The sequence below is a fragment of the Caloramator sp. mosi_1 genome (assembly GCF_028622835.1).
GTDB lineage: Bacteria > Bacillota > Clostridia > Clostridiales > Caloramatoraceae > Thermobrachium.
Genome location: NZ_CP117677.1, coordinates 1,379,112 through 1,402,370, shown reverse-complemented (window position 1 = coordinate 1,402,370; position 23,259 = coordinate 1,379,112). Strand labels below are relative to the sequence as shown.

Below are 23,259 nucleotides of genomic sequence, written 5' to 3'. Positions count from 1 at the left end.
TCCATTTACTCTATTTCAAGAAACCTTCGTAGTGTCTCATCACAAGGTTTGCTTTTAACTGTTTATCTATTTCTAATGCTACACCAACCACAATAAGTAATGCAGTACCACCAAATTGTAATTGTCCAAGATTACTTACTTGGCTTAATATAATTGGAGTAACTGCTACGATTGAAGCAAATATACCACCAATAATAGTCATTCTATTTATAACTCTTGTTAAGAACTCTTCAGTTGGTTTACCTGGTCTAAGTCCAGGAATAAATCCTCCACTCTTTTGTAAGTTTTGTGCTACTTCATCTGGTTTAAATGTTACTGTAGTATAGAACCAAGTGAAGAATACAATAAGTATTACATAAATAATTGGATATAGTGGATACTTTGGACTTAACCATCCTGCTTCAAATAACATTCTAAACTTGTTTGTTGGTGGCAAAGTAAGTTGTGAAATTACAAGAGGAAATTGCATTACTGACATTGCAAATATTATAGCAATAACACCAGCTGAGTTAACGTTTATTGGTATATGCGTACTTTGTGCTCCATACATACGCATTCCAACTTTTCTTTGTGCATATTGCACAGGTATTCTTCGTTCAGCCAAGTCCATAGTAACAACACCAACAACTAATGCAAGTGCAAATACTAAGAATAGAACTACTTGTATAATGTTAACTGATTGTCCCTTAACTAATATAGTTAACTGAGCAATCATAGCTGGTATCCTTGCTAATATACCGGAGAATATTATTAGTGATGTTCCATTACCCAAACCGTACTCTGTCATTTTTTCACCTAACCACATTAAGAAAATTGTTCCTGTGATTAGGGTTATTATAATAATAATAATTTGTGTCCAACCTTCTTGTGCAAGTGCACCATTGTTTCTTAAATACAAGCTTATGCTTAAACCTTGTATTGCAGCAAATATTAGTGCTGCATATCTTGTATATTCTGCAATTTTCTTTCTACCCTCTTCGCCTTCCTTTGAAAGCTGTTCAAGGCTTGGAATTGCTATTGTTAACAAGCTGAATACAATGGATGCATTGATGTATGGAACTACACCTAATGCAAAAATACTAAAATCTTTAAAAGCTCCACCTGATATTATATCGAGGAAACCCAGAAACAGACCTCCCTCTACCATCTGCTTTACAACATCTGTTCTAACTCCAGGAACAGGAATAAATACTCCTGCCCTGAATACTAATAACAAGAACAGAGTTGCAAGCAATTTCTTTCTTAGTTCTGGTACCCCCAAGCATTACGTAAGGTCTTAAACATAATTAAATCACCTCTACTTTTCCTCCGGCAGCTTCTATCTTTTCTATAGCTGACTTTGTGAACTTATGAGCCTTTACTGTTAAGCTCTTTGTTAAAGTTCCTTCGCCTAATATCTTTATACCGTCTCTTACATTCTTAACTATCTTAGCTTCCTTTAGAAGTTCTGGTGTTACTTCTGTTCCGTTTTCAAATTTATTTAAAACTTCTATATTAAGTTCTGTGTATTCCTTAGCAAACTTATTTGTAAATCCTCTCTTTGGTAGTCTTCTGTGTAGTGGCATTTGACCTCCTTCAAATCCTGGTCTTACTCCACCACCTGATCTTGAAGTTTGGCCCTTTTGTCCTCTACCAGCTGTCTTACCTTGTCCTGTAGCTGTACCTCTACCCTTTCTCTTAGGCTCCTTTGTTGAACCGGGAGCTGGTCTTAATTCATGTAGCTTCATTTTAGCACCTCCCTCATTACATTTCTTCAACTTTTAACATGTAATTTACTTTATTTATCATTCCCCTGATTGCAGGAGTATCTTGATGCTCAACTGTATGACCTATCTTTCTTAAACCGAGGGCTTTAACAGTAGCTACATGGTCAGGTTTTTTCCTATTGTGCTTTTTACTAATGTTACTTTTAACTTTGCCATGTAAATCCCCCTCTTATCCTAATATCTCTTCAACAGTCTTTCCTCTAAGCTTTGCTATTTGTTCAGGAGTTCTTAGCTTGGAAAGTCCGTTTATTGTTGCATTTACCATATTTCTTGGATTGTTTGAACCTAGAGACTTAGCTCTAACGTCCTTAATTCCAGCAAGCTCAAGCACTGCACGTACAGGACCACCTGCGATAACTCCTGTACCTTCGTTTGCAGGCATTATAAGTACGCTTGAAGCACCAAATTCACCAACTACATCGTGTGGTACTGTAGTTCCAGTTAGTGAAACTTCTATTAGGTTCTTCTTTGCATCTTCTATTCCTTTTCTTATTGCCTCTGGAACTTCAACAGCCTTACCGATTCCTACACCAACGTGACCCTTTTCATCTCCTACAACTACAAGAGCACTGAATCTGAAGTTTCTACCACCCTTAACAACCTTAGTAACTCTGTTTATATATACAACCTTTTCTTTAAGGTTTAACTTGCTAGGATCGATTCTCATCTATTTCCCTCCTTCTCAATTAGAAGTCAAGGCCTGCTTCTCTTGCAGCTTCTGCAAGTTCCTTAACTCTACCATGATATATATATCCGCCTCTATCAAATACAACCTTCTTAATTCCCTTTTCAAGGGCTCTCTTTGCAACAAGTTCTCCTATAACTCTTGCTGCTTCTTTGTTGCTACCACATTCAAGCTTTCCTTTAAGTTCTTTATCAAGTGATGAAGCTGCAACAAGTGTTACTCCTAATTCATCATTTATAATTTGTGCATATATATGCTTTTCACTTCTATATACATTTAATCTTGGTCTTTCAGCAGTACCATAAACCTTCTTACGAACTCTTAGGTGTCTCTTTTCCCTTTGTTCGCTTCTGGATGGCTTATTTATCATGTCGCTCACTCCCTTCTATTATTTCTTACCTGTCTTACCTTCCTTACGTCTAATTACTTCGTCAACGTACTTGATTCCCTTTCCTTTGTATGGTTCTGGTTCTCTTACGCTTCTTATTCTTGCAGCTACTTGACCAACAACTTCCTTGTCTATACCCTTAACAACTATTTGTGTAGCTGCTGGTACATCAAACTCAATTCCTTCTACTGGTTCTATTTCAACTGGATGTGAGTATCCAACATTAATTACAAGCTTCTTTCCTTGCTTTTGAACCTTGTAACCTACACCTACAAGTTCAAGTGCCTTTTGATATCCTTGAGTAACACCAACTATCATATTGTTAATTAATGTTCTTGTTAGACCGTGTAGCTCTCTTGACTTCTTTTCATCGTTTGGTCTTGTTACTACAACTTTTCCGTCTTCAACATTTATATTCATTAATTTGCTAAATTGCCTTGTTAGAGTTCCTTTTGGACCTTTAACTGTTACAAGGTTGTTTGCATCAACAGTAACAGTTACTCCTTGAGGAACAGCAATAGGTAATCTTCCTATTCTTGACATGACTGCACCTCCATTCGTTTATATTACCATATATAACAGATAACTTCTCCGCCTACTCCTTCTTTTCTTGCAACCTTATCAGTTACTATTCCCTTTGATGTTGAAAGAATAGCTGTTCCTAATCCTCCAAGCACCTTTGGTATATTGTCCTTTTGAGCGTATACTCTAAGACCTGGCTTTGATATTCTTCTAACACCAGTTATAACTCTTTCTTTGTTTTGTCCATACTTAAGAGTTACTCTTAACATTGGAACTGACCCGTCCATATATTCTTCAAGGTTAGATATATAACCTTCTTCTAACATAATTTGTGCTATGGCCTTCTTTATCTTTGAAGCAGGAAATTCAACAAAGTCTTTCCTTGCTATATTTGCGTTTCTTATACGAGTTAGCATATCTGCAATTGGATCAGTCATTACCATATTTTCTGCCTCCTTTCATTTATCATTACCAGCTTGCCTTCTTACAACCTGGAATTTGTCCTTTATAAGCTAGTTCTCTAAAGCAAATTCTGCATATTCCGTACTTTCTTAGAACAGCGTGTGGTCTACCACATATTCTACATCTTGTATATGCTCTAGTTGAGAACTTAGGTTCTCTCTTCCACTTTTCAACTAATGCTTTACGTGCCACAGTTTTCCCTCCTTTATTATTGAGCGAATGGCATTCCAAGAAGTCTTAATAGTTCTCTTGCTTCTTCGTCAGTCTTTGCAGTAGTTACAAACACAATATCCATTCCTCTTAGCTTTTCTACCTTATCATATTCTATTTCTGGGAATATTAATTGTTCCTTAACTCCTAAAGTATAGTTTCCTCTACCATCGAATGCCTTATTTGAAACTCCCTTGAAGTCTCTAACTCTTGGAAGAGCTACATTAAATAGTTTATCAGCAAATTCATACATTTTTGCTCCTCTTAAAGTTACCTTGCATCCTATTGGCATTCCTTGTCTTAGCTTGAAGTTTGCTATTGACTTCTTAGCTCTTGTAACAACAGCTTTTGTCCTGTTATTAAAGTTAAGTCATTTACTGCCGCATCTAATAGTTTTGAATTATCCTTAGCGTCACCAACACCCATATTGATAACGATCTTTTCTATTTTTGGTACTTCCATTATGCTCTTATATCCAAACTTTTCGCGTAATGCTGGTACCACTTCTTTCTCATACTTTTCCTTAAGTCTTGGAATCATCTAGTGTACCTCCTTTCAGGATTAGAAAGTCTCATTGCACTTCTTGCATACTCTTACCTTTGTTCCGTCTTCTAAGAACTTGTATGCTACTCTTGTTGCCTTATTGCACTTTGTGCAGTAAAGCATAACGTTTGATGCGTGTATTGTTCCTTCTGTCTTTATTATTCCGCCTTCTCTATTTGCCATACTTGGTTTAACATGCTTTGATATCATGTTAACACCTTTTACTATTACTCTATTCTTCTTTGGTAGAACCTTTAGAACTTCTCCTACCTTACCCTTATCTTTTCCTGCTATTACAACAACTGTGTCTCCTCTTTTACATGTACCTTAGGCATTGTCACTTTAGCCACCTCCTTGCATTATAGAACTTCTGGTGCAAGTGATAGTATCTTTGTAAATTCCTTATCTCTTAATTCCCTTGCAACTGGTCCAAAAATTCTTGTTCCTCTTGGTGTTTTATCATCCTTTATTATAACAGCTGCGTTTTCATCAAATCTTATATATGAACCATCTGGTCTTCTTGTTCCTTTTACTGATCTTACGATAACTGCCTTAACAACGTCTCCCTTTTAACAACACCTCCGGGTGTTGCACTTTTAACGCTAGCAACTATTATATCTCCTATATTTCCATACTTTCTCTTTGAACCACCTAATACTCTGATACACATAATTTCCTTAGCGCCAGAGTTATCTGCAACCTTTAGTATGGTTTGTTGCTGAATCATATAAAAGCCCTCCTTTCACAACCAATTATTTTGCTCTTTCAACTATTTCAACAAGTCTCCATCTCTTATCCTTGCTTAATGGTCTTGTTTCCATTATCTTTACAATATCACCGATTTTAGCTTCATTGTTTTCATCGTGTGCCTTAAACTTCTTTGTTCTGTTAACAGTCTTTCCGTATAATGGGTGACGTACTTTATCTTCAACAGCAACTACTATTGTCTTTTGCATCTTATCAGATACAACTCTACCTATTCTAACCTTTCTTAGTCCTCTTTCCACAGGAAGTACCTCCCTTCATTATTTATTTGCTTCTACTAGTTCTTTCTCTCTTATTATTGTCTTAAGTTGTGCGATTGACTTCTTAACTTCTCTTATTCTCATTGGATTTTCAAGCTGTCCTGTGGCAAGTTGGAATCTTAAGTTGAAAAGTTCAGCTTTTAAATCCATAACCTTTTTATTTAATTCTTGAAGATTGCTTTCACGTAGTGCCTTTAATTCATTAGCCTTCATTTACTTCACCACCCATCTCGAAGTCTCTTCTTGTAACAAACTTAGTTTTTACAGGAAGCTTGTGTGATGCAAGTCTCATTGCTTCTCTTGCAACTTCTTCTGCAACCCCTGATAATTCAAATAATACTCTACCAGGCTTAACTACTGCTACCCAGTATTCTGGTGAACCCTTACCTGAACCCATACGTGTTTCAGCTGGTTTCTTTGTTATTGGCTTATCTGGGAATATCTTTATCCAAAGCTTTCCGCCTCTTCTTACATGTCTGTTTATTGCTATTCTGGCAGCTTCTATTTGATTGCTTGTTATCCATCCAGCTTCTGTTGCCATTATAGCATAATCTCCGTATGCTATAAAGTTACCTCTTGTAGCCTTTCCTTTTATTCTTCCACGTTGCACCTTACGATGCTTAACTCTCTTAGGCATTAACATGGTATTTTCCTCCTTCCCGTTACATTAGTTGTTAGCAGCTTCTTCAGTTTCGATAACTTCCTTTTTCTTTCCAAGAACTTCTCCCTTATATATCCAAACCTTAACACCTATTTTTCCGTAAGTTGTATGAGCTTCAGCAAATCCGTAATCAATATCCGCTCTTAAAGTTTGTAGTGGAATAGTTCCTTCGTGATATCTTTCAGTTCTTGCCATTTCAGCTCCACCAAGTCTTCCTGAAACAGCAGTCTTAATACCCTTTACATTGAACTTCATTGCTCTTGATATAGCTTGCTTCATTGCTCTTCTGAATGAAACTCTCTTTTCTATTTGAGCAGCTATATTTTCTGCAACAAGTTGTGCATCTATTTCTGGATTCTTTATTTCAACTATGTTTATAAGTATGTTCTTTCCAGTCATCTTAGCAATTTCATTCTTAAGTTCTTCTACACCTTGACCGCCTTTTCCGATTACTATACCTGGCTTAGCAGTGTGTATATTAACCTTAACTGACTTGTTTGCTTTTCTTTCGATAACAACCTTTGAAATTCCTGCAGCATATAGCTTATTCTTTATAAATTCTCTTATCTTGTTATCTTCTATTAGTAAGTCTGCAAAATCCTTATCATTTGCAAACCATTTAGCATCCCAGTCTTTAATAACTCCAACTCTTAATCCATGTGGATTTACTTTTTGTCCCACTATTAACCCTCCTTCTGGTTATGCTTTATGCTCTTTCTTTTAATACCATAGTAATATGGCTAGTTCTTTTTCTTATTCTGTAAGCTCTTCCTTGAGCTCTTGGTCTAAATCTCTTAAGTGTTGGTCCTTGGTTTGCATATGTTTCTGCAACGAATAACTTAGTTACATCCATATTGTGATTGTTTTCAGCGTTTGCTATTGCTGACTTAAGTAGTTTTTCAACAACAGGTGCTGCTGCCCTTGGAGTGTGCTTTAGTATTGCTAAAGCCTCATTAACCTTCTTGCCTCTTATTAGGTCAAGAACAACCTTTATTTTTCTTGGAGACATTCTTATATATCTTGCATGTGCTCTTGCTTCCATGAATGCGCCCTCCCTTCATTATCTAACTTTTGATTTCTTTTCTGTGTCATCATGGCCTCTGTAAGTTCTTGTTGGTGCAAATTCCCCAAGCTTATGTCCTACCATATCTTCTGTAATATAAACTGGAACGTGCTTTCTTCCATCATATACAGCTATTGTGTGTCCAACCATTTGTGGGAATATTGTTGAACTTCTTGACCAAGTCTTTATTACCTTCTTTTCACCGCTTTTGTTCATTTCAAGTATTCTTTTGAAAAGTCTTTCTTCTACAAATGGACCTTTTTTAATGATCTACCCATATTAATTCGTGCCTCCCTTCGCATAAGTTAACATTAGGAAGCAGAGCTTAGCCCTGCCCCTTATATTACTTTCTTCTCTTTACTATTAATTTATCTGAATACTTCTTATGCTTTCTTGTCTTATATCCAAGAGTTGGTTTACCCCAAGGAGTAACAGGTGATGGACGTCCGATTGGTGATCTACCTTCACCACCACCGTGTGGGTGGTCAACTGGGTTCATTACAGAACCTCTAACTGTAGGTCTGATACCCATATGTCTCTTTCTACCTGCTTTACCTATTATAACAAGTTCGTGTTCTGCATTTCCTACAACACCAATTGTAGCTTTACATTCAAGTCTTACTAATCTAACTTCTCCGGATGGTAGTCTAACTTGTGCATACTTACCTTCCTTTGCCATTAGCTGAGCTGCCGCACCAGCTGCTCTTACTAATTGACCACCTTTTCCTGGATTTAATTCTATGTTGTGAATCATTGTACCTACTGGAATGTCCTTAAGTTTTAGAGCATTTCCTACCTTAATGTCAGCATTTTCACCTGACATTACTGTATCGCCTACTGATAGTCCATTTGGAGCAAGTATATATCTCTTTTCTCCATCGGCATAAGTAAGAAGTGCTATATTTGCTGTTCTGTTTGGATCGTATTCTATAGCAGTTACCTTTGCTGGAATACCATCCTTATCTCTCTTGAAGTCTATAATTCTGTACTTTATCTTGTAACCGCCGCCTCTGTGACGTACAGTTATTCTACCGTAGCTATTTCTACCTGAATGCTTCTTTAGTGTTATAACCAATGACTTTTCAGGTTCCTTCTTTGTAATTTCTTCAAATGAAAGCCCAGTCATATTTCTTCTACCAGGCGTAGTTGGTTTAAACTTTTTAATTCCCATTGCTAACCCTCCTTTACAGCTTATCTGGCAATCCCGCCAATAGCGCCAAAGTATCTATATCAATTACGCATTAAATCCTTCAAAGAATTCAATTGCTTTGCTGTCTGCAGTAAGTTTAACTATTGCTTTCTTGAAGTTTGGTCTCTTACCAACGTTCATTCCAACTCTCTTTGTCTTTCCTTCATAATTTTGAGTCTTAACGTCTTCAACCTTAACTCCAAAAACTTCTTCTACTGCTCTCTTTATCATTGACTTGTTTGCATCTACATGTAACCATGAAGGTGTATTGTCTATTTGCCATTTGAGCCATTGTCTTTTCAGTTATTACTGGTCTTCTTATTATATCATAGCTTGTTAGCTTCATTATGCATACACCTCCTCCACTTTAGAAGCGGCATCCTTTGTTATTATTAGCTTCTCATACTTTAATAGGTCGTAAACATTTATGTTGTTTACTGGTATAACGTGTGCGTTTTCTATATTTCTTACTGACTTATAGATAACTTCGTCTGATTCCTTAACAACTATTAAAGTTTTCTTTGCATCGAACTTCTTAAGCATTTCAACTATTGTCTTTGTCTTTGGAGCGTCTAGCTTTAATTCATCAAGAACTATTATGTTGTTATCAACAACCTTTGATGAAAGAGCTGACTTTAATGCAAGTCTCTTTACCTTCTTTGGAACTGTAAAGCTGTAATCTCTTGGCTTTGGAGCAAACACAATACCACCGTGTGTCCATTGTGGAGCTCTTATAGAACCTTGTCTTGCTCTACCTGTTCCCTTTTGTCTCCATGGCTTTATTCCACCACCAGAAACTTCTGCTCTTGTTAAAGCTGATTGTGTTCCTTGTCTCTTATTTGCAAGTTGCATTTTTACAACTTGATGCATAACATATGGATTTATTTCAACTCCAAATACTGCATCTGAAAGTTCGATTTCTCCAACCTTCTCAGCATTCATATTATATAAATCTACCTTAGGCATCGTTATTCCTCCTTTCCTTTAGAATCAAGCCTTAACTGAATCTCTTATTATTACTAGACCCTTCTTTGGTCCTGGTACTGCACCCTTAACAAGTATTAGGTTTCTTTCTGCATCAACCTTTACTACTTGTAGGTTAAGCATTGTTGACTTTCTTGCACCCATATGTCCAGGCATTTTCTTTCCTTTGAATGTTCTTGATGGGTCTGATGAAGCACCCATTGAACCTACCGCTCTATGATACTTTGAACCGTGGCTCATTGGTCCTCTGTTAGCATTCCATCTCTTAATAACACCTTGGAATCCTTTACCCTTTGATGTTCCTGTAACATCAACCTTATCTCCAGCTGCGAATACGTCAGCCTTAATTTCGCTTCCTACTTCGTATGCTGAAACATCTTCTAATCTAAATTCCTTAACAAATCTTAGTGGTTTAAGATTTGCTTTTGCAAAATGTCCCTTCATTGGCTTATTTACAAGCTTTTCTCTTATTTCTTCAAAACCAACTTGTATTGAGTTATATCCATCTGTATCCACAGTCTTCTTTTGCACTACAAAACATGGACCAGCCTTTATAACTGTAACAGGAATTACTCTTCCGTTCTCATCAAATATTTGAGTCATTCCAAGCTTTCTACCTAATATTGCCTTTTTCATCTCTTACACCTCCTAAACTTATCAGCGGAATGCATCTGCATTCATAATAGTTCATATTATAGCTTAATCTCGATATCAACACCTGCTGGCAGGTCAAGTCTCATAAGTGAATCAACTGTCTTTTGAGTTGGGTTTGTTATATCGATTAGTCTCTTATGAGTTCTTATTTCGAATTGTTCTCTTGAATCCTTATACTTGTGTACTGCTCTTAGGATTGTAACTACATCCTTTTCAGTTGGTAGTGGTACTGGACCTGAAACTTGTGCTCCAGTCTTCTTTGCTGTTTCAACTATCTTTTGAGCTGATGCATCTAATAGATTGTGATCAAATGCCTTTAATTTGATTCTTATTTTTGCTTTGCCATAATCTTACCCTCCTTTTCATCGCACGCTTTGATTTTACTACGCACGACAACGGTTATTGTGTACACTATACCGGGTGTTTCTTAATTATCCCCATAAATACACACACAACCTCGTCGCCCGATTCAAGATCTGGACATACTCGGCAAGAATTCCCCGTTACCGGCAACCTCTTGCGTCATCGCACCTTGACACTTCACAACTCTTATATTTTACAATATAAATTGTAATTTGACAATACCTTTGTTTTATTTTCTTATTAGTATTTTTTCATAATTTAGGGCGACTTAACGTCGCCCTTATTTTAATTATTCAAAAATCTTAGCAACAACACCAGCACCTACAGTTCTTCCACCTTCACGGATAGCGAATCTTAATCCTTCTTCCATAGCGATTGGAGTGATTAGTTCAACTTCCATATTGATGTGGTCTCCTGGCATACACATTTCTACACCTTCTGGTAGCTTAATTGAACCTGTAACGTCTGTTGTTCTGAAGTAGAATTGTGGTCTGTATCCGTTGAAGAATGGAGTATGTCTTCCACCTTCTTCTTTCTTTAATACGTATACTTGACCTTCAAACTTCTTGTGTGGATTTACTGATCCTGGCTTTGCAAGTACTTGACCTCTTTCGATTTCGTCTCTTGTTACACCTCTTAATAGTGCTCCTATGTTGTCTCCTGCTTCTGCCATATCAAGTATCTTTCTGAACATTTCTACTCCAGTTACTACTGTCTTCTTCTTTTCATCTGATAGTCCTACAATTTCTACTTCGTCTCCTACCTTTAGTACTCCTCTTTCTACTCTACCAGTTGCAACTGTTCCTCTTCCTGTGATTGTAAATACGTCTTCTACTGGCATTAGGAATGGCTTATCTCTATCTCTTTCTGGTGTTGGAATGTAGCTATCTACTGTGTTCATAAGCTCTAATATCTTTCCACACCATTGACAATCTGGCTTTCCGCATCCACATTCTAATGCTTGTAGTGCTGATCCTACTACTATTGGAGTGTCATCTCCTGGGAATTCATATTCGTTTAGTAGGTCTCTGATTTCCATTTCTACTAGGTCGATTAGTTCTGGGTCGTCTACCATATCTGCCTTGTTTAGGAATACTACAATGTATGGAACACCAACTTGTCTTGCAAGTAGTATGTGCTCTCTTGTTTGTGGCATTGGACCATCTGCTGCACTAACTACTAAGATCGCTCCGTCCATTTGTGCTGCTCCTGTTATCATATTCTTTACGTAGTCAGCGTGTCCTGGACAGTCAACGTGTGCATAGTGTCTTGTTTCTGTTTCGTATTCAACGTGTGCTGTGTTGATTGTTATTCCTCTTTCCTTTTCTTCTGGTGCCTTATCTATTTCGTCATACTTTGTTGCTTGTGCTCTTCCGTATTGAGCTAATACTGTTGTTATTGCTGCTGTTAATGTTGTCTTACCGTGGTCTACGTGTCCTATTGTTCCTATGTTTACGTGTGGCTTGGTTCTCTCAAAATGTGCCTTTGCCATTTCTCTTCTCCTCCTTTATATATAAACTCAAATTAATTAGCTCTCTTTGCTTCTTTCTCCAACTATTTGTGCTTGGATGCTTGATGGAACTTCTTCATATGTTGCAAATTGCATTACATATGTTCCTCTACCTTGTGTTCTTGAACGTAGAGTAGTTGCATATCCAAACATTTCAGCTAATGGAACAAATGCTCTTATAACTTGAGCACCATTTCTTGGTTCCATACCTTCAATTCTTCCTCTTCTTGAGTTGATATCACCCATTACATCTCCCATATATTCTTCTGGAACAACAACTTCAACCTTCATTATTGGTTCAAGAAGCACTGGGTCAACCTTTTGCATTGCATTCTTAAATGCCATAGAACCTGCAATCTTGAAGGCCATTTCTGATGAGTCTACTTCGTGGTATGAACCATCAAATAGTACAACTTTACAGTCGATAACTGGATATCCTGCAACAACACCGCTTGTCATAGCTTCTTGTATACCTGAATCAATTGCTGGTATATATTCCTTTGGTATTACACCACCAACGATGTTGTTAACAAATTCATATCCCTTTCCTCTTTCTTGAGGTATAAGTTCAATCCAAGCGTGACCGTATTGTCCACGACCACCTGATTGTCTTACAAACTTACCTTCAACCTTAACAGCCTTTCTAATAGTTTCTTTGTAAGCAACTTGTGGCTTACCAACATTACATTCAACCTTAAATTCTCTTTGAAGTCTATCAACTATTATTTCAAGGTGTAGCTCACCCATACCTGCTATTATTGTTTGACCAGTTTCTTGGTCAGTATAAGTTCTAAATGATGGGTCTTCTTCTGCCAGCTTTTGTAGTGATAGAGCAAGCTTTTCTTGACCAGCCTTAGTCTTTGGTTCTATAGCAATGTGTATAACTGGCTCTGGGAATTCCATCTTTTCAAGTATTATTGGCTTTTCTGAATCGCATAGAGTATCCCCTGTTGTAACATCTTTTAGACCAACAACAGCACCTATATCTCCTGCTCTTATTTCTTCTACTTCTTCTCTGTGGTTGGCGTGCATCTTAACAAGTCTTCCTATTCTTTCCTTCTTACCCTTTGTTGAGTTTAGAACATAGCTTCCTGAAGTTAGAATACCTGAATATACTCTTGTAAATGCAAGCTTTCCAACGAATGGGTCAGCCATTATCTTAAATGCAAGTGCTGATAATGGTTCTTCATCACTTGCGTGTCTTTCATCTTCTTCACCTGAATCTGGGTTGACACCCTTAACTGAAGGAATATCAACTGGTGATGGAAGGAATTCAACTACTGCATCAAGTAGTGGTTGAACACCCTTGTTCTTATATGAAGAACCGCAGCAAACAGGAACTATTTCACCAGCTATAGTAGCCTTTCTTAGTCCTGCTTTTATTTCTTCTATTGTAAATTCTTCACCATCTAAGTACTTCATCATTAATTCTTCATCTGATTCAGCAACAGCTTCTATAAGGTTTGTTCTATATTCTTCTGCAAGATCCTTTAATTCCTCTGGAATTTGTGTATGTTCTGAAGTTGTTCCAAGGTCATCTGTGTAAATAAGTGCTTCATTTGCAATAAGGTCGATTACACCCTTAAATGTATCTTCCTTACCTATTGGTATTTGTATTGGAACTGGCTTTGCACCAAGTCTGTCCTTCATCATTTGTACAACGTTGAAGAAGTCAGCACCCATTATATCCATCTTGTTAACATATGCTATTCTTGGAACACCATACTTGTCCGCCTGTCTCCATACTGTTTCTGATTGTGGTTCAACTCCACCCTTTGCACAGAATACAGCAACAGCACCATCAAGTACACGAAGTGATCTTTCAACTTCAACTGTAAAGTCTACGTGTCCTGGTGTGTCTATTATGTTTATAGTGTGCCCTCTCCATTGGCAAGTAGTTGCTGCTGATGTTATTGTGATACCTCTTTCTTGCTCTTGTACCATCCAGTCCATTGTAGCAGCACCTTCGTGAACTTCACCTATTTTGTGAGTTCTTCCTGTATAGAAAAGAATACGTTCTGTAGTTGTTGTCTTACCTGCGTCTATATGCGCCATTATACCTATATTTCTAACCTTCTCAAGTGGTACTAATCTCGGCACTATTTTTCCTCCTCTCTAGGATACTATTTGTATATAGGAAACCCTAAATGCACATTAACATTATGTGCATTTAGGGTGATTTTTATAAATTTATTACCATCTGTAGTGAGCAAACGCCTTGTTTGCTTCTGCCATTTTATGAGTATCTTCCTTCTTCTTAACAGCAGCACCTGTATTGTTTGCTGCATCCATTATTTCACCAGCAAGTCTTAGTCTCATATACTTTTCTCCTCTATTTCTTGCTGCATCAACAAGCCATCTGATACCAAGTGTTTGTCTTCTATCAGGTCTAACTTCAACAGGAACTTGGTAAGTTGCTCCACCTATTCTTCTTGCTTTAACTTCAAGAACTGGCATAACATTGTTCATTGCAGTTTCGAATACTTCAAGTGGATCCTTTCCTGTCTTTTCTCTTATTATTTCAAATGCATCGTAGCATATTTTTGTGCTACGCCCTTCTTCCTGTCCCACATAATCTTGTTGATAAGTTTTGTTACAACAGTGCTATTATATATTGGATCAGGAAGTACTTCTCTTTGGAACATAACCCTTTCTTGGCACTTTTCTTCCCTCCTTAACATAAGAATTTAAGTTCATCGGTACTCGGCTTTCGCCGCAAAGTGCTCTGTTAATGCAATCTATATAACCCTAGAAGGAGCTTTCATTGCATTGCACACAGCACTAAATATTAAATTACTTCTTTGGTCTCTTAGTACCGTATTTTGATCTTTGTTGCTTTCTGTTAGCAACACCAGCACAGTCAAGAGTACCTCTTACAATGTGATATCTAACACCTGGAAGGTCCTTTACTCTTCCACCTCTTATTAGAACAACGCTGTGTTCTTGTAGGTTGTGTCCTTCACCAGGGATGTATGCAGTTACTTCAATTCCGTTAGTAAGCCTTACTCTGGCAATCTTTCTTAACGCTGAGTTTGGCTTCTTTGGAGTTGTAGTCTTAACTACAGTACATACTCCTCTCTTTGAGGGCAAGCCTTAAGAGCTGGTGATTTTGACTTCTTTTCAACCTTTTCTCTTCCAAGTCTTACTAGCTGGTTAATAGTTGGCATATGTGCACCTCCTTCCAAAGTGAAACACATTATATAAAAATAATGTTTAAGCTAATCCTTTAATATACATGCTGCAGACGCTCCAACATCAATTCCACATAATCTTCCAAGTTCTTGCATACTTTCAACAATTACCAGTTCAACTTTAGCTTCATTGCATAAATCGATTATTGGTTGAGTTACTTTTTATCTGCGTCCTTTGCAACATATACAATTTTTGCAGTTGCCTGCTTTATTGCCTTTAATGTCTGCTTGGCTCCTACAATCTTTTTGTTTGGCAACTTTCCGCTCATTTTACCACCCTCTAAAAAGGCAAAAATACATTGACTATGGACAGCATAATGCTGTCCCATAGTCACACAAATTTAATTTTAACATCTAAAATTCAATGTGTCAACAATACTGTGTTATTATTTTGTTAAATCTGTCTCTGTATTTTCTTCCTCTGTTGTACGTATTTGTATACTTCTGTATTTTGTCATACCAGTACCTGCTGGTATTAGTTTACCTATGATTACGTTTTCCTTTAATCCTACAAGTGGGTCAATCTTGCCCTTTATTGCTGCATCTGTTAAAACTCTTGTTGTTTCTTGGAATGAAGCTGCAGATAGGAATGAATCTGTAGCAAGTGCAGCTTTTGTTATACCAAGCAGTGAAACTTTACCTTCTGCTGGTCTTAATCCTTTTCTACTGCTTCTCTATTTACTTCTTCGAATTCAAACATATCTACAAGGCTTCCAGGCAGTAGATCTGTATCTCCTGCTTCTTCGATCTTTATCTTTCTCATCATTTGTTTAATTATAATTTCAAGGTGCTTATCATTAATTTCAACCCCTTGCATTCTGTAAACCTTTTGAACTTCTGCAAGAAGGTAAGCCCTAACCGCTTCAACACCTTTTATTCTAATTAAATCGTGTGGATTTACTGAACCTTCTGTTAAAAGATCTCCAGCTTCTATCACTTGACCATCGTAAACCTTTAGTCTTGAACCATAAGGAATTGGGTAAACTCTCTCTTCTCCTGAATCTGATGTAACTGTAACTAATTTTCTCTTTCTATCTTCAGTAACCTTTACAAGGCCCCCAATTTCAGATAATATTGCAAGTCCCTTTGGTTTTCTTGCTTCAAATAACTCTTCAACTCTTGGAAGACCTTGAGTAATGTCGGCACCAGCTACACCACCTGTATGGAATGTTCTCATCGTAAGCTGAGTACCTGGTTCACTGATAGATTGTGCAGCTATTATACCTACTGCTTCTCCTATATTTGTCTTGTCACCTGTTGCCATATTCATACCATAGCACTTTGAACATACTCCATATCTTGTTTTACAAGTAAATACACTTCTAATCTTTACTTTATCTATTCCAAGCTTTTCAATCTTATTTGCTATTTCTTCTGTTATATATTCATTCTTAGCAACAAGTACTTCTCCTGTTTCAGGATTTATAACATCCTCTGCTGCATATCTTCCATACACTCTATCCTTAAGTGGTTCAATTACTTCATTGCCATCCTTTATAGCTTCTACATAGAATCCTTCTTGAGTTCCACAGTCTTCCTCTCTTACTATAACATCCTGAGATACGTCAACAAGTCTTCTTGTTAAGTAACCTGAGTCTGCTGTTCTTAATGCTGTATCCGCAAGACCTTTTCTTGCACCGTGTGTTGATATAAAGTACTCTAACACGTTAAGACCTTCACGGAAACTTGCTCTAATTGGAAGCTCGATAATCTTACCTGATGGGTTTGCCATAAGTCCTCTCATACCACATAGCTGTCTAATTTGGTTCTTAGAACCTCTTGCTCCTGAGTGTGCCATCATATATATTGGGTTTAATTTATCAAAGCTGTCCATAAGAGCATTTGTAACAGACTCTGTTGTTTTTGTCCAAGTGTCGATTACGCTATTATATCTTTCTTCTTCTGAAATTAGACCACGTCTAAACATCTTTTGAATTTCATCTACATTTGCATCTGCTTGTGCAAGTAATTCCTTCTTGGCCTCTGGAATAATCATATCTGAAACCAGAAACTGTAATAGCACCCCTTGTTGAGAACTTAAATCCAAGTGCCTTTATCTTATCAAGGGTTATTGATGCCTGTGTTGGTCCGTGCTTTTTATATACTCTATCTACAATTTTACCTAATTGCTTTTTATCAACTAAGAAATCAACTTCCAAGTCAAACATTTTTTCTGGATTTGATCTGTCAACAAATCCTATATCCTGTGGGATTGCTTCATTGAATATAATTCTACCTGGAGTAGCTTTAATTATTTTGCTTACCTTTTGTCCATCTATCTCCTTAGTAACCTTTACATTAATCTTAGCGTGTATTCCTACTTCTCCAAGCTGATAAGCAAGTAATACTTCTTCAGGAGATGAGAAGTACTTTCCTTCTCCCTTTTCTCCCTCTTTTTCAATTGTTAGATAGTATGAACCAAGTACCATATCCTGAGATGGTACTGTAACTGGCTTACCATCTGATGGTTTTAACATATTATGAGCTGCAAGCATTAAAAATCTTGCTTCAGCCTGTGCTTCTACTGATAGCGGTACGTGAACTGCCATTTGGTCTCCATCGAAGTCTGCATTATATGCAGTACATACAAGAGGATGCAGCTTAATTGCACGTCCTTCTACAAGTACTGGTTGGAATGCCTGAATTCCTAGTCTATGTAGAGTAGGAGCACGGTTTAATAGTACTGGATGGTCTTGTATTACTTCCTCAAGTATATCCCAAACTTGATTATTAACCTTTTCAACCATCTTTTTAGCACTCTTTATGTTGTGAGTTATTCCCTTATCAACAAGTGCCTTCATTACAAAAGGCTTAAACAACTCAAGTGCCATTTCCTTTGGAAGACCACATTGATACATTTTAAGTTCTGGACCTACTACGATAACTGAACGTCCTGAGTAGTCAACACGCTTTCCAAGTAGGTTTTGACGGAATCTACCTTGCTTACCCTTTAGCATATCTGAAAGAGATTTCAATGGTCTATTTCCAGGAGCTGTAACTGGTCTTCCACGTCTTCCATTGTCTATAAGTGCATCTACCGCTTCTTGAAGCATTCTCTTTTCATTTCTAACTATTATATCTGGTGCTCCAAGATCAAGTAATCTCTTTAATCTGTTATTTCTATTTATAACTCTTCTATATAAGTCATTTAAGTCTGATGTTGCAAATCTACCACCATCTAATTGAACCATTGGTCTTAAGTCTGGTGGAATAACTGGTATAACATCTAAAATCATCCATTCTGGCTTGTTGTTGGATTTTCTAAACGCTTCAACTACCTCAAGTCTTCTTATAGTTCTAACCTTTTTCTGTCCTGTACTTCCCTCTAAATCTGCTCTTAATTCCTTTGATAGCTTTTCTAAATCTATCTCTTGAAGAAGTTCCTTAACAGCCTCTGCACCCATTCCTGCTCTAAAGGAACCTTCACCATACTTTTCTACTGCCTCTCTGTATTCCTTCTCAGTTAATACTTGTTTCTTTGATAAACCTGTATTACCTGGATCTATAACTACATAGGCAGCAAAGTAAAGCACCTTTTCAAGAGATCTTGGAGACATATCAAGTATTAATCCCATTCTTGATGGAATCCCTTTAAAATACCAAATATGTGATACAGGTGCTGCAAGTTCAATATGTCCCATTCTTTCACGTCTTACCTTTGACTTTGTTACTTCAACACCACATCTATCACAAACTATTCCCTTATATCTAACCCTTTTATACTTACCACAATGACATTCCCAGTCCTTAACAGGCCCGAATATCCTTTCACAGAAAAGTCCGTCCTTTTCTGGCTTTAAAGTTCTGTAGTTTATTGTTTCTGGCTTTTTAACTTCACCCTTTGACCATTCTCTTATCTTTTCTGGAGAAGCTAAACCTATTTGAATGGAATCAAAATTGTTTAATTCGAACAAGAGGACATCCTCCCTTCATTTTTTATTATGGACTACCTACACATTGTGCAGGTAGTCTATATTTTATTATTCTTCAAAATCATCAAAACCATCTAAATCTTCATCTATACCAAAATCAACATCAATCTTTATGTCCTCGTCCATTAAGGTGTTTATATCTATGTCTTCATCCATCATATCTTAATTTTCTTCAGTTTCTTCATAAACCATATCTTCCTGTGGTGCAGTAGGGAATATTCCCTCTACACTCTCCATAGTTTCTTGCATTTCTTCTAAATCATCTTCTATATCTTCCTTAATTGTGATTTCTTGCTTATCATCAGTAAGCACCTTAACATCAAGACATAGAGATTGTAATTCCTTAATAAGAACCTTAAATGATTCTGGAACTCCTGGCTCTGGTATATTCTCACCTTTAACTATTGCTTCATATGTCTTAACACGTCCTACAACGTCGTCAGACTTAACAGTTAGTATTTCTTGTAGCATATGGGCAGCTCCATAGGCTTCAATTGCCCAAACTTCCATTTCTCCAAATCTTTGACCACCAAACTGTGCCTTACCACCAAGTGGTTGTTGAGTTACCAGTGAGTATGGTCCTGTTGATCTTGCGTGTATCTTATCATCAACAAGGTGTGCAAGTTTTAGCATATACATATAACCAACTGTTACTCTGTTATCAAATTCTTCACCTGTTCTACCGTCTCTTAATCTAATCTTACCATCTGGACTAAATCCAGCAAGCTCTAAGCACTTTTCTATATCTTCTTCTGTTGCACCATCAAATACTGGTGTTGCAACGTGCCATCCAAGCTTTGATGCTGCAAGACCTAAATGCACTTCTAACACCTGACCGATGTTCATACGTGATGGAACACCAAGTGGATTTAATACTATTTGTAGTGGTCTTCCATCTGGTAAATATGGCATATCTTCTACTGGAAGAACTCTTGAAATAACACCCTTATTTCCGTGACGACCAGCCATCTTGTCACCAACAGAAATCTTTCTCTTTGAGCAATGTAAACTCTTACAAGTTCATTAACCCCTGGTGGCAGCTCATCTCCATTTTCTCTTGTAAATATCTTTACATCAACTATTATACCTGCTTCACCGTGAGGCACTCTTAAGGATGTATCTCTAACCTCTCTTGCCTTTTCTCCAAATATTGCTCTAAGTAGTCTTTCTTCTGCTGTAAGTTCAGTCTCTCCCTTTGAGTCACTTTACCAACCAGTATATCACCTGATCTTACTTCAGCACCTATTCTAATTATACCTCTATCATCAAGATCCTTTAGAGCATCCTCTCCTACATTTGGTATGTCCCTTGTTATTTCTTCTGGTCCAAGTTTTGTATCTCTGGCTTCACATTCATACTCTTCTATGTGAATTGATGTAAATACATCATTCATAACAAGTTCTTCTGAAATTAGGATTGCGTCCTCGTAGTTATAACCTTCCCAAGTCATAAAACCGATTAATATATTCTTACCAAGAGCAATTTCACCTTGGTCAATTGAAGGCCCATCTGCTATTATGTCACCCTTCTTTATTCTATCGCCTTCGTTAACAATAGGTCTTTGGTTAATACAAGTTCCTTGGTTAGATCTCTTAAACTTTATTAGTTTGTAAGTATCTATCCTTCCATCTTCATCTCTCTTGATTTGAACTGTGTCACCTGTAACCTTTACAACAACACCATCGGCCTTTGCAAGTGGTATTACTCCTGAATCCTTTGCAGCCTTATACTCAATACCTGTTCCTACAATTGGAGCCTCTGTTTTTATTAGTGGCACTGCTTGACGTTGCATATTTGAACCCATCAGTGCTCTGTTGGCGTCATCATTTTCAAGGAATGGTATCATAGCTGTTGCAACTGAAACAATTTGCTTTGGTGAAACGTCCATTAAATCAACTTGATTTGGAGATACTACAACTATCTCCTTCTTTGCTCTTGCTGTAACCCTCTTATCTATAAATCTTCCACTTTCATCCAGAGGTTCGTTTGCCTGTGCAATTATATATTGGTCTTCTTCATCAGCTGTTAAGTAAACAACCTTATCTGTTACTAATCCCTTTTCTTTATCAACTATTCTGTATGGAGTTTGAATAAATCCATATTCATTTACCCTTGCATAGGTTGCAAGTGAGTTTATGAGACCTATGTTTGGACCTTCTGGTGTCTCTATAGGACACATTCTACCATAGTGTGAGTGGTGAACGTCTCTAACTTCGAATCCAGCTCTTTCTCTTGAAAGACCTCCTGGTCCTAATGCAGAAAGTCTTCTTTTGTGTGTTAGTTCTGATAATGGGTTTGTTTGGTCCATAAATTGTGATAGCTGTGAACTACCAAAGAATTCCTTTATAGCTGCTGCTACAGGTCTTATATTTATTAAATGTTGTGGAGTAACTACGTCTAAGTCCTGTATTGTCATTCTTTCCTTTATTACTCTTTCCATTCTTGATAAACCAATTCTAAATTGGTTTTGAAGTAGTTCTCCTACTGCTCTTAGTCTTCTGTTACCAAGGTGATCTATATCATCAACGTATCCAATGCCAAAGGATAGGTTTAAGCAATAGCTAATTGATGCAAAAATATCATCCTTTATTATGTGTTTTGGAATAAGTTGATGTATATTCTGTCTTATTGCATCCTTTATATCTTCTTCATCTTGATACTCATCTAATATTGCTTTAAGTGTAGGATAATGTACAAACTCTCTTATATTTAAATCACTTAAATCAAATGGAAGATTTAAGCTGTGAAGGTCTACAAAATTATTACCTATAACCTTTACTCTTTTTCCTTCAACAAGTACATCTACTACATTAATACCTGCATTTTGTATTGCCCAAGCCGTTTCTCTTGATATTTTTGCCCTTCTTCAACAAGTATTTCACCTGTTTCAGGGTGAGCAATGGTATCAGCAGCAATTTGACCTGCTAATCTTAAAGCTATTGATAGCTTTTTATTAAACTTATATCTTCCTACTCTTGATAAATCATATCTCTTCGGGTCAAAGAATAAACCTTCTATTAAAGTTGTTGCACTTTCAACTGTTGGTGGTTCACCTGGTCTTAATCTCTTATAAATTTCTATTAAACCTTCTTCAGTTGTTTTTGTGCTGTCTTTTTCTATTGTTGCTCTTAAATGTTCATCTTCGCCAAAGAACTGGATAATTTCATTGTCTAGTCCTAATCCAAGTGCTCTAATAAATACTGTTAGAGGAAGCTTTCTTGTTTTATCAATTCTAACGTAAATAATATCGTTAGAATCAGTTTCATATTCTATCCAAGCACCTCTATTTGGAATAATTGTTGATGAATAAAGTCTTTTACCAGATTTGTCTATTGTTTCTGCATAGTATGCACCTGGTGATCTAACTAATTGGCTTACTATTACTCTTTCGGCACCGTTTATTATAAATGTACCTTGTTCTGTCATTAATGGAAATCTCCCATAAACACTTCTTGGTCCTTTACTTCTCCGGTTTCTTTGTTAACCAATCTCACCTTAACTTTTAAAGGTGCTGCATATGTTGCATCTCTTTCCTTACACTCTTCGACAGTATATTTTATATTGTCATAGTCCAACTTGTAGTCAACGAATTCTAAAACTAAATTGCCAGTGTAATCTGTTATTGGATTAACGTCTTCAAATACTTCCCTTAACCCTTCATCTAAGAACCATTGATATGAGTTAAGCTGTACTTCGATAAGATTTGGCATGTCAATGACTTCTTTGATCTTTGAAAAGCTCATCCTTGTTCTCTTGCCAACTTGAACAGGATGTACGATATTGTTTTCAGGATGTACCATTAAAATCTCACCCCTTATGTATTAATAAATGACTATTGACACTATATGTTAATTTAAATAAAATATTTATCAGCTATCTATATATTTTTTACATAATAAGAAAATAATATACAAAATAAATTATATTATTGCATAATAATCCCATTATTCGTGCATTTTAATATGATACCATAATCCTAATTATGTGTCAAGATAATAATAAAAAACAAAAATTAATCTGCGACAAATTTACAAAATAATAAAAAATGGTCTTTGTTGTATAATTTAAAAATAAAAAGAGTTACTGAATGTTCATTCAGTAACTCTTTTAT

The 23,259-nt window shown here is 36.7% G+C and carries 21 protein-coding genes and 9 pseudogenes; all 30 read right to left on the bottom strand.

Annotated elements, in window-relative coordinates; genetic code table 11:
• Positions 1 to 10 precede the first annotated feature (10 nt).
• Positions 11 to 1,284: pseudogene (gene secY, locus PL321_RS09930) on the bottom strand (preprotein translocase subunit SecY).
• 2 nt (positions 1,285 to 1,286) lie between these two features.
• On the bottom strand, positions 1,287 to 1,727 hold the full coding sequence (gene rplO, locus PL321_RS09925) for a 50S ribosomal protein L15 (RefSeq protein WP_273961912.1): 441 nt from the start codon (positions 1,725 to 1,727) through the stop codon (positions 1,287 to 1,289).
• A gap of 16 nt (positions 1,728 to 1,743) precedes the next feature.
• Positions 1,744 to 1,922, bottom strand: a pseudogene (gene rpmD / locus PL321_RS09920) (50S ribosomal protein L30).
• A gap of 13 nt (positions 1,923 to 1,935) precedes the next feature.
• Positions 1,936 to 2,433: a 30S ribosomal protein S5 gene (rpsE, locus tag PL321_RS09915; protein WP_273961911.1), complete on the bottom strand. Its 498-nt coding sequence runs from the start codon at positions 2,431 to 2,433 to the stop codon at positions 1,936 to 1,938.
• 19 nt (positions 2,434 to 2,452) lie between these two features.
• Positions 2,453 to 2,821 (bottom strand): 50S ribosomal protein L18, encoded by a 369-nt coding sequence (rplR, locus tag PL321_RS09910; RefSeq protein ID WP_273961910.1) that lies wholly within the window; start codon positions 2,819 to 2,821, stop codon positions 2,453 to 2,455.
• 18 nt (positions 2,822 to 2,839) lie between these two features.
• Complete coding sequence (rplF, locus tag PL321_RS09905) at positions 2,840 to 3,382, bottom strand: 50S ribosomal protein L6 (RefSeq protein WP_273961909.1); 543 nt, start codon at positions 3,380 to 3,382, stop codon at positions 2,840 to 2,842.
• A 23-nt stretch (positions 3,383 to 3,405) separates the two neighbouring features.
• Positions 3,406 to 3,804, bottom strand: coding sequence for a 30S ribosomal protein S8 (gene rpsH / locus PL321_RS09900; RefSeq protein WP_273961908.1), 399 nt, complete (start codon positions 3,802 to 3,804; stop codon positions 3,406 to 3,408).
• Between the two features lie 25 nt (positions 3,805 to 3,829).
• A complete protein-coding gene (locus tag PL321_RS09895; protein WP_027309136.1) occupies positions 3,830 to 4,015 on the bottom strand; it encodes a type Z 30S ribosomal protein S14 in 186 nt (61 codons plus the stop codon).
• A 16-nt stretch (positions 4,016 to 4,031) separates the two neighbouring features.
• Positions 4,032 to 4,573, bottom strand: a pseudogene (rplE, locus tag PL321_RS09890) (50S ribosomal protein L5).
• 21 nt (positions 4,574 to 4,594) lie between these two features.
• Positions 4,595 to 4,870, bottom strand: a complete 276-nt coding sequence (gene rplX / locus PL321_RS09885) for a 50S ribosomal protein L24 (protein WP_273964514.1) — start codon at positions 4,868 to 4,870, stop codon at positions 4,595 to 4,597.
• A 65-nt stretch (positions 4,871 to 4,935) separates the two neighbouring features.
• Positions 4,936 to 5,303: pseudogene (rplN, locus tag PL321_RS09880) on the bottom strand (50S ribosomal protein L14).
• Between the two features lie 25 nt (positions 5,304 to 5,328).
• Positions 5,329 to 5,583 carry a 30S ribosomal protein S17 gene (rpsQ, locus tag PL321_RS09875; RefSeq protein WP_273961907.1) on the bottom strand — a complete coding sequence of 85 codons (255 nt, stop codon included), beginning with the start codon at positions 5,581 to 5,583 and terminating at the stop codon, positions 5,329 to 5,331.
• Positions 5,584 to 5,601: 18 nt separating this feature from the next.
• Positions 5,602 to 5,814: a 50S ribosomal protein L29 gene (gene rpmC, locus PL321_RS09870; protein ID WP_027309132.1), complete on the bottom strand. Its 213-nt coding sequence runs from the start codon at positions 5,812 to 5,814 to the stop codon at positions 5,602 to 5,604.
• Positions 5,804 to 6,244, bottom strand: coding sequence for a 50S ribosomal protein L16 (gene rplP / locus PL321_RS09865; protein ID WP_027309131.1), 441 nt, complete (start codon positions 6,242 to 6,244; stop codon positions 5,804 to 5,806). Before rplP ends, rpmC begins: the two co-directional genes overlap by 11 nt.
• A 24-nt stretch (positions 6,245 to 6,268) precedes the next feature.
• Positions 6,269 to 6,943, bottom strand: a complete 675-nt coding sequence (gene rpsC / locus PL321_RS09860; protein WP_273961906.1) for a 30S ribosomal protein S3 — start codon at positions 6,941 to 6,943, stop codon at positions 6,269 to 6,271.
• A gap of 25 nt (positions 6,944 to 6,968) precedes the next feature.
• Complete coding sequence (gene rplV / locus PL321_RS09855) at positions 6,969 to 7,304, bottom strand: 50S ribosomal protein L22 (RefSeq protein ID WP_273961905.1); 336 nt, start codon at positions 7,302 to 7,304, stop codon at positions 6,969 to 6,971.
• Positions 7,305 to 7,322: 18 nt separating this feature from the next.
• The gene (rpsS, locus tag PL321_RS09850) at positions 7,323 to 7,595 is read right to left on the bottom strand and encodes a 30S ribosomal protein S19 (RefSeq protein WP_273964513.1); all 273 of its coding nucleotides are present in this window, start codon (positions 7,593 to 7,595) and stop codon (positions 7,323 to 7,325) included.
• A 73-nt stretch (positions 7,596 to 7,668) separates the two neighbouring features.
• Positions 7,669 to 8,496 carry a 50S ribosomal protein L2 gene (rplB, locus tag PL321_RS09845; protein ID WP_273961904.1) on the bottom strand — a complete coding sequence of 276 codons (828 nt, stop codon included), beginning with the start codon at positions 8,494 to 8,496 and terminating at the stop codon, positions 7,669 to 7,671.
• Positions 8,497 to 8,559: 63 nt separating this feature from the next.
• Positions 8,560 to 8,860: pseudogene (gene rplW / locus PL321_RS09840) on the bottom strand (50S ribosomal protein L23).
• Positions 8,860 to 9,480, bottom strand: coding sequence for a 50S ribosomal protein L4 (gene rplD / locus PL321_RS09835; protein ID WP_027309125.1), 621 nt, complete (start codon positions 9,478 to 9,480; stop codon positions 8,860 to 8,862). Before rplD ends, rplW begins: the two are co-directional and overlap by 1 nt.
• Before the next feature lie 24 nt (positions 9,481 to 9,504).
• Complete coding sequence (gene rplC / locus PL321_RS09830; protein WP_273961903.1) at positions 9,505 to 10,134, bottom strand: 50S ribosomal protein L3; 630 nt, start codon at positions 10,132 to 10,134, stop codon at positions 9,505 to 9,507.
• 56 nt (positions 10,135 to 10,190) lie between these two features.
• The gene (gene rpsJ / locus PL321_RS09825) at positions 10,191 to 10,484 is read right to left on the bottom strand and encodes a 30S ribosomal protein S10 (RefSeq protein ID WP_273964512.1); all 294 of its coding nucleotides are present in this window, start codon (positions 10,482 to 10,484) and stop codon (positions 10,191 to 10,193) included.
• A gap of 320 nt (positions 10,485 to 10,804) precedes the next feature.
• Positions 10,805 to 12,007, bottom strand: a complete 1,203-nt coding sequence (tuf, locus tag PL321_RS09820) for an elongation factor Tu (RefSeq protein WP_273961902.1) — start codon at positions 12,005 to 12,007, stop codon at positions 10,805 to 10,807.
• A 36-nt stretch (positions 12,008 to 12,043) separates the two neighbouring features.
• The gene (gene fusA, locus PL321_RS09815; protein WP_273961901.1) at positions 12,044 to 14,125 is read right to left on the bottom strand and encodes an elongation factor G; all 2,082 of its coding nucleotides are present in this window, start codon (positions 14,123 to 14,125) and stop codon (positions 12,044 to 12,046) included.
• 93 nt (positions 14,126 to 14,218) lie between these two features.
• A pseudogene (rpsG, locus tag PL321_RS09810) lies at positions 14,219 to 14,686 on the bottom strand (30S ribosomal protein S7).
• Positions 14,687 to 14,818: 132 nt separating this feature from the next.
• Positions 14,819 to 15,192: pseudogene (gene rpsL / locus PL321_RS09805) on the bottom strand (30S ribosomal protein S12).
• A 51-nt stretch (positions 15,193 to 15,243) separates the two neighbouring features.
• Positions 15,244 to 15,312 (bottom strand): hypothetical protein, encoded by a 69-nt coding sequence (locus tag PL321_RS19935; RefSeq protein WP_337961147.1) that lies wholly within the window; start codon positions 15,310 to 15,312, stop codon positions 15,244 to 15,246.
• Between the two features lie 59 nt (positions 15,313 to 15,371).
• The gene (locus PL321_RS19930) at positions 15,372 to 15,485 is read right to left on the bottom strand and encodes a ribosomal L7Ae/L30e/S12e/Gadd45 family protein (protein ID WP_337960797.1); all 114 of its coding nucleotides are present in this window, start codon (positions 15,483 to 15,485) and stop codon (positions 15,372 to 15,374) included.
• A 117-nt stretch (positions 15,486 to 15,602) separates the two neighbouring features.
• Positions 15,603 to 19,130: pseudogene (gene rpoC, locus PL321_RS09795) on the bottom strand (DNA-directed RNA polymerase subunit beta').
• A gap of 290 nt (positions 19,131 to 19,420) precedes the next feature.
• A pseudogene (rpoB, locus tag PL321_RS09790) lies at positions 19,421 to 22,927 on the bottom strand (DNA-directed RNA polymerase subunit beta); the annotation flags it as partial.
• Positions 22,928 to 23,259 lie beyond the last annotated feature (332 nt).

What these genes read in the sequence shown, in the direction of transcription:
- rplO (WP_273961912.1), bottom strand. Translation starts at nt 1,727, where the DNA reads ATGAAGCTACATGAATTAAGACCAGCTCCCGGTTCAACAAAGGAGCCT.
- rpsE (WP_273961911.1), bottom strand. Translation starts at nt 2,433, where the DNA reads ATGAGAATCGATCCTAGCAAGTTAAACCTTAAAGAAAAGGTTGTATAT.
- rplR (WP_273961910.1), bottom strand. Translation starts at nt 2,821, where the DNA reads ATGATAAATAAGCCATCCAGAAGCGAACAAAGGGAAAAGAGACACCTA.
- rplF (WP_273961909.1), bottom strand. Translation starts at nt 3,382, where the DNA reads ATGTCAAGAATAGGAAGATTACCTATTGCTGTTCCTCAAGGAGTAACT.
- rpsH (WP_273961908.1), bottom strand. Translation starts at nt 3,804, where the DNA reads ATGGTAATGACTGATCCAATTGCAGATATGCTAACTCGTATAAGAAAC.
- rpmC (WP_027309132.1), bottom strand. Translation starts at nt 5,814, where the DNA reads ATGAAGGCTAATGAATTAAAGGCACTACGTGAAAGCAATCTTCAAGAA.
- rplP (WP_027309131.1), bottom strand. Translation starts at nt 6,244, where the DNA reads ATGTTAATGCCTAAGAGAGTTAAGCATCGTAAGGTGCAACGTGGAAGA.
- rplV (WP_273961905.1), bottom strand. Translation starts at nt 7,304, where the DNA reads ATGGAAGCAAGAGCACATGCAAGATATATAAGAATGTCTCCAAGAAAA.
- rplB (WP_273961904.1), bottom strand. Translation starts at nt 8,496, where the DNA reads ATGGGAATTAAAAAGTTTAAACCAACTACGCCTGGTAGAAGAAATATG.
- rplD (WP_027309125.1), bottom strand. Translation starts at nt 9,480, where the DNA reads ATGCCTAAGGTAGATTTATATAATATGAATGCTGAGAAGGTTGGAGAA.
- rplC (WP_273961903.1), bottom strand. Translation starts at nt 10,134, where the DNA reads ATGAAAAAGGCAATATTAGGTAGAAAGCTTGGAATGACTCAAATATTT.
- tuf (WP_273961902.1), bottom strand. Translation starts at nt 12,007, where the DNA reads ATGGCAAAGGCACATTTTGAGAGAACCAAGCCACACGTAAACATAGGA.
- PL321_RS19930 (WP_337960797.1), bottom strand. Translation starts at nt 15,485, where the DNA reads ATGAGCGGAAAGTTGCCAAACAAAAAGATTGTAGGAGCCAAGCAGACA.